At 65.8% G+C, this 5,883-nt stretch carries 5 protein-coding genes; all 5 read right to left on the minus strand.

Annotated features, from left to right (window positions below; genetic code table 11):
* Positions 1–10 precede the first annotated feature (10 nt).
* On the minus strand, positions 11–400 hold the full coding sequence (locus tag VGS97_RS01365; RefSeq protein ID WP_414641616.1) for a PPOX class F420-dependent oxidoreductase: 390 nt from the start codon (positions 398–400) through the stop codon (positions 11–13).
* Positions 401–763: 363 nt separating this feature from the next.
* Positions 764–1,306 (minus strand): carboxymuconolactone decarboxylase family protein, encoded by a 543-nt coding sequence (locus VGS97_RS01370; RefSeq protein WP_326851291.1) that lies wholly within the window; start codon positions 1,304–1,306, stop codon positions 764–766.
* A 168-nt stretch (positions 1,307–1,474) separates the two neighbouring features.
* Positions 1,475–2,461, minus strand: coding sequence for a DUF1702 family protein (locus tag VGS97_RS01375; RefSeq protein ID WP_326851292.1), 987 nt, complete (start codon positions 2,459–2,461; stop codon positions 1,475–1,477).
* A 769-nt stretch (positions 2,462–3,230) separates the two neighbouring features.
* A complete protein-coding gene (locus VGS97_RS01380; protein ID WP_326851294.1) occupies positions 3,231–3,809 on the minus strand; it encodes an ATP-dependent Clp protease proteolytic subunit in 579 nt (192 codons plus the stop codon).
* Between the two features lie 208 nt (positions 3,810–4,017).
* Complete coding sequence (locus VGS97_RS01385; protein ID WP_326851293.1) at positions 4,018–4,977, minus strand: hypothetical protein; 960 nt, start codon at positions 4,975–4,977, stop codon at positions 4,018–4,020.
* Positions 4,978–5,883: the final 906 nt, after the last annotated feature.

The following is a 5,883-nucleotide window of genomic DNA, read 5'->3' on the forward strand; positions in this document are numbered from 1 at the left end:
CCGGGTCTGTCTACTGCTGATGGATCTTGGTCGGTCGTACGGCGATGGCCACGCGCTGTTCGGCGTCCGCGGGGGTCACCGCGGTGCCGTCGTAGCGTTCCGACAGCCGCTGGTAGAGCTTGGCTTCCGGGTCGGGGTCGATATGGTCGACGATGCCGCGGATCTCCACGTAGCCGTACACGTTTTCCGGGTCGATGATCGAAATCGACACCCGCGGCTCGTGCGCGATGTTCTTGTACTTCTGCCGGTAGTTCGTGTGGGTGAACCAGATGAACTCGCCGTCCCACACGAACCACATGGGATTGACCTGAGGTGCTCCATCCGGGCGAGTGGTCCCCAGGTTCACCAGCACCGGTCGTTCGAGCAGCTCGCGCACGCGCTCCGGGATCTCCACGATCATGGGCCTTTCCAGTCGTCGCAACCTTTGCGACTTGCCAACGTGGGCCGACGCGATTTCATGCCCGGCTTGCAGGCGCAGGGCCGTGGTGGCTGTGCGCGTGGATGGATTCGCTGACAAGCCCTACGCCCCACGCCCTACGCCGTAACTGTTGCCGTAACTCTCGCCGTCTGCGGGCACGGCGCGCCGTCCTCACCGCGGACCGGTACGACGCGATCGAGGTGCACAACTGGCCGTTCGGCGGGCGGGTGCGAGAATGACCGGGCGTGTCCGGGATCAGTCAGGACCCTGATCCCGGTTCAGCGCGGTGCCGGCCACGTGAGCGCGTATCGACCGGCCGGCGAGTCGGCCGACCGGTGCACGGCTTCAGCCGACGTATCCGACCTCGACGATCATCTGCGCCGATGCAGCGTAGAACTCAGGGTTCTGCGCTACGAGGGTGCCCAGGCCGTCCACGTACCGGTTGTACATGCAGAACGCCGCCGCGATGAGCACCGTGTCGTGGATCTCCACGTCGGTGGCGCCCTCGGCCCGCGCGGCGTCGATGAGCTCGGTGGTGACCTTGCTGCCGCTCTCACGCACCGCTTCGGCGATTTTGAGCAGTGTCCGCAGCTTCGGGCTGATCGCAGCGAGTGCGGGATCGGTGTGCACCTGGAGCACCAGGGACATACCGGGTTCCAGCTGCGCCGCCGCGAACGCGGAGTGCGAATCGCGGCAGAACTCGCAGTCGTTCAGTCCGGAGACGTACGCGGCGATCATCTCCCGCTCGCCGCGTGTGAGGGAGTGCTCGCTGCGCAGCAGCACCTCAGCAAGCTCATTGAGCGGCTTCGCCGTCTCCGGACGGTACTTGAGCAGCCCGGTGATGCCGGGGAACTGGGCTTCGTCGGGCCCCAAATCGATATGAGTCATATCAGCTCCTGGAACGAGTGGGACGCCCACGATGGTGGCGGCAGGATGCCGTCCGCCCCGCGGAGCGAAGTGGTTGTCGGTTGATACGAGGAACTGGTACTGGTACTGGCATTGGTACTGGTGTTGGGCTTGAACATATGTGCTCCCGCATTCAAGCCCCGGTGGATGTTACGGGTTCGCGGCCTGGAGCGTGGCCACTCCGGCGGAGATGCGTTGGCGCCACAGTTCGAAGGCTGGGGTGTCGCCGTCGGGTTTCGGTGCTGGGCGGGAGTCGCGGAAGATTTCGCGGGCCTGTTGTGGTGTCACGCCGACCAGCACCCTGGTGGCCAGGCCGGTGTGCTCGGTGACCAGGTTGGTTTCCACTCGGGCGGCGGCGGCGAAGACGCTGCCTTGTGCCACGTGGGGCGCGTACGCCCCGGCTCGGCGCAGGAAGGTCCGCAACTCCCCTTCGTTGGCGCCACCCGCGTATGTCGCGGCCAGGCCGGAGCCGGCGTAGAGGTCGGCGTGGCGGGGTTGGGGGAACTTGTCGATCATGTCGGCGACGCGGTTGGGCTCGGCGCCACCGACGAACCACATGGCGCGTCCGATGCCCTGGTCGATCACGCGGTTGGCGTACGTGGCGGGGCCTTCGCCGGGCCACGGGAACTCCGGTTCCTGGTAATGCTGGTGCACGTACTTGTTGGTCTTGAAATACGCCTGATGGAAGCCGTAGCCGTCGAGGGCGAGCCAGCGGAAGATCGGGTCGGGCATGGCGTTGTCGAGTGTTTTCCAGCGGAATCGTGGTAGGCGGGCCATGGCCCAGCCGACCCCGACGTAGATCATGTAGACATGACCGTCGATCCGGTCCCTGAGGAAGTCGGCGACGTGGTGGCTGCTTCCGAACGGCAGCCCGTCACGGACCGCGTAGCCCATCCCAGCGCCCTCATACGCGAAGCCCTGGTACTGCCAGGGAAGCTGCGCGATGCAGTGTTCTGCCTCGGCCACGGTGCCGGCCGCGGCGGCGCAGGCGTATCCGGCCATGAACATCTTGCCGACGGTCTCCAGCGAGTCCCGGGTGTTGAGGCTCTTGACGTGGAAGCCGCGTTTCTCGAAGCTTCCGGACGAGGTGCTCGGCGTGATTATTCGGCCCCTGAGGGTGCCCAAAGCGCTGGCCAACGTGTTCTCCATTCGGTGGCGCACCAGACGAAGCTGGCGGGTGCAGCACGATCCGGGTCCGTGTTCTGCGAACAGACGGGGGATCGGACGGATGATGGAGCGGCAGCCCTGCGTCAGGTCGGCAGACGATTGCGTCCGGCCTCTGAGTGGGTCAGTGCAGGGGGTACAGGGGGTGTACCGCGCTCACGTTCCTACTGTCCCTTGGCGGCGGTGATCCGGTAAGACGTAAATATCTCGATTCCTATTGAGATCGTCTCAACGGGTAACGGGAGAAGTCCTTGGCCGGTCAGGCCTCTACTTTCGCCGTGACGCCGGTTTCTCTTGTGGCGTTGACGCGGAGGGGTGAGTCGGCACACGAAGGGGCAAGTCGGCACACGCGGACGGCGCTGCTCGCAGAGCTGGCTACGAGGCAATGGGGGATAAGTCGTGTGCTGACTTCAGGTATGCCCGATATACCGGGAATGCAGAGTATGGAATCGACCAGTCATCCGGTCTGCGGCTGGGACATCACCGGCGCGCTGTTGCACACAGGACATCCCGACCTCCGCCGTGGGCGGAGCCTGCTACGTCGCCGGCGAGGGCGCAGTGGAGCAGTTGACCGCCGTGGCGGCCGTGGTGGCAGTTCCTCGCCGGTCCGGACGGCGGCTGGGCGACGGGACAGAACCTGCTGGTGTCAGGCGGTATCGGCTGACACCAGCACCAGCAGTGGTACGCGGGCGCCGATCCGGCCCGCGCGTCACAGTTCGGCTCTGAAGAGCATTGAGTTCTGTCAGTTCTGAATAGTGTCGATCGTGGTGATGATCTCGTCGATCAGCCCGTATTCCCTGGCCTCCTCGGCGGAGAACCAGCGGTCGCGGTCCGAGTCCTTCTCGATCTTCTCCGCCGGCTGTCCGGTGTGCGAGGCCGTCAGTTCGATCATGCGGCGCTTGCCGCGCAGCAGCTGCTTGGCCTGAATGCGGATGTCGGAGGCCGAACCGGCCAGGCCCGCGGAACCCTGGTGCATCAGGATCTCCGCGTTGGGCAGCGCGAAACGCTTGCCCGGAGCCCCGGCGGTCAGCAGGAACTGCCCCATGGACGCCGCCATGCCGAGGGCGACGGTGACGACGTCGCAGCCGATGTAGTTCATCGTGTCGTAGATGGCCAGGCCCGCGGAGACGGACCCGCCGGGCGAGTTGATGTACAGCCGGATGTCCCGGTCCGGCTCCTCCGCGTCGAGCAGCAGCAGTTGCGCGGTGATCTTGTTCGCGACGACGTCGTCGACCGCCGTGCCCAGAAAGACGATCCGGTTGCGCAAAAGGCGGCTGAACACGTGGTCGCTGAGACCGCCCGCGTAGTCGCCGTCGGCCATCCGGCGGCCACCTGCGTAGGAGTCCGTCACGTCACCCACCTCATCCGGGAAGATCGGTACCCTGAGTAACCCATCCTATGCACCGCGCCCCGCATCGGCGCGCCAGCGGCCCCGGGATTCGCTCTCAGCGTACTGAATCGGGTGCGCTGCCCGGCCGGGTGAGGCCCGGCCGAGCAGCCGCTTCTCATGCCTTGCGGATCCTCAGTGATCAGCCGTCTTCGTCATCTGATACAGCCGTGAACCCGACGACCATTCCCATCGCGGCGTGCGGCAGGCCGGTCTGGTCGTCCGGAACCAGGCAGAACGCCACGTAGTTGCCGGGCTCCACGTTCGCGCGCAGCCATCCGCCGTTGCCGGGCAGTTCCGCGCCGAAGCCGCCGGAGACGGTGAACGGCGGCGGCTCGGACGGCCCGCCCGGGTTGGCGAGGGAGGCGAACCACGCCTTCGCGTCGGCGACGGTCTTTCCGGGGAGCAGACGGCCGAAGTTGAGCTCGTGGATGTCCTGCGCGTCCGTGTCCTGATAGCGGTAGAGCGCGCCGTTGTGGATCACCGAGGGCATCGTGTAGGTCATGTCGTGGGCGTTGATCACGCCCGCGACCTCACCCGCCGGGTGAACCGCGGCCAGTTCCTCGGGCGCCAGCTGCCCGGTCACCGTGAGCGGGGCGACCATGCCCTTCAGGAAGTGTGGGATACCGTCGCTGCCACTGACAAAGCAGACGACCGCGTAGGTGCCGCCCTGCATCACCTCCCAGACCGTCTGGTGTTCGCCGGGGACGATCGGGGTCGCGCCGCCGAACGCCGAAGAGTCGGCGAAGAACGCGACGAAGGGGTTGGAGCTGTGCAGATCGGCGAGGAACTTCGCGTAGGTGACGCCGTCGTGCAGGCGGAACAGCTGTGCCTGGTGGTCCATGGTGCCGTGGTTCGAGAATCGGATCTTGACGAGTCCGGCGGTGACATCGCCATTCGTGTCGACGATGAATGAGTCGGTGACGCCGTTGTCGGTGCCGATGATGTCCACGGTGCTGGCCCGGGTCGGCGAATCGGCGTTGGCCGGTGTGGCCGCGATGAGCGAGGCGGTGGCCAGCAGCGCGGCCAGGCCGAGAGCCGTGCCGGCCCTCTTCGTGGCAGTTCTCTGCTTGCCGGCAGTGAACGATAATGCATGAATCATCAGATATTCCCCCTTCACATTGCCCGATCAGTAGTGCCGATTGGCGCTTCGAGCCGGTAGTGAGTCACCGGCTTGAAGTGCCGGATGATTACTGCGTGACGCGGCAGTAATTGCCCACCTGGGCATGCACCCTCTTCGAACTCGGCCAGGGCTGCGGCGCAGGGCCGGCTGACGCGCAGCGGCGGGCGAACCTACAGCCGCGCGCAACGCCCCGGCCAAGTCCGAAGAGTCGACATACACCGAGTGACCATTTCGACCTGAAGCCCCCTGCATGCGTGATGTGTGATATCAGCGGTTGAAGTTTCACGTAAAGCGAGCCCCGGACACGTCATCCGGCAAGGCGCGTTTCCACCCCCGCCGGGTCGGCAGAACTTCCGGCGAGCGCCTTGAATTCAAGCACTTGTCGACCGGCACCGCCACCCGATCGGCACATCGAGTAATGGGTCGGCTGCGTTGTGTCGCGCTGTGCTGCGCTTTTGTCTGACGGGAGCAGGCCCGCCGCGAGCGTCCGCCGCCCGTTCGGCGTAACGAGCGCGATGCTGTGTGCAACTTTCGGCGGGTTTCACGAGTTTTGTCGGCGGCGATTGCCGACACGTTGACCGCAACGGGACCGGCGGCTAGCTTCCCGCCGCGTTCGGGCACTGCCCCGCGCGGAAGCTTTTCGGGGCGCTCGCACGACCTGCGTGACCGCCGTGACCGCGCCGGAGGGAAGAAGGAAGAGGGCTGCGTTGGTAATGCAATGGTTTATTGGTTTCTGCGTCTATTCCTATAGATGTTAGCGCTCACTTGATGGCCCGCCGTCCGCGGCGTGGCCCGCATGCATCGGTTCCCTGTGACAACCGCGAGAACGGCGGCTCGGCTGCACCGTCGGGCGAGCCCGGCCGTCTCCCAGACACGGAGTAGGTG

The organism is Actinocrinis sp., assembly GCF_035946395.1.
In the GTDB taxonomy this organism is placed as follows: Bacteria; Actinomycetota; Actinomycetes; order Streptomycetales; family Catenulisporaceae; genus Actinocrinis.

What these genes read in the sequence shown, in the direction of transcription:
- VGS97_RS01365 (WP_414641616.1), bottom strand. Translation starts at nt 400, where the DNA reads ATGATCGTGGAGATCCCGGAGCGCGTGCGCGAGCTGCTCGAACGACCG.
- VGS97_RS01370 (WP_326851291.1), bottom strand. Translation starts at nt 1,306, where the DNA reads ATGACTCATATCGATTTGGGGCCCGACGAAGCCCAGTTCCCCGGCATC.
- VGS97_RS01380 (WP_326851294.1), bottom strand. Translation starts at nt 3,809, where the DNA reads ATGGCCGACGGCGACTACGCGGGCGGTCTCAGCGACCACGTGTTCAGC.
- VGS97_RS01385 (WP_326851293.1), bottom strand. Translation starts at nt 4,977, where the DNA reads ATGATTCATGCATTATCGTTCACTGCCGGCAAGCAGAGAACTGCCACG.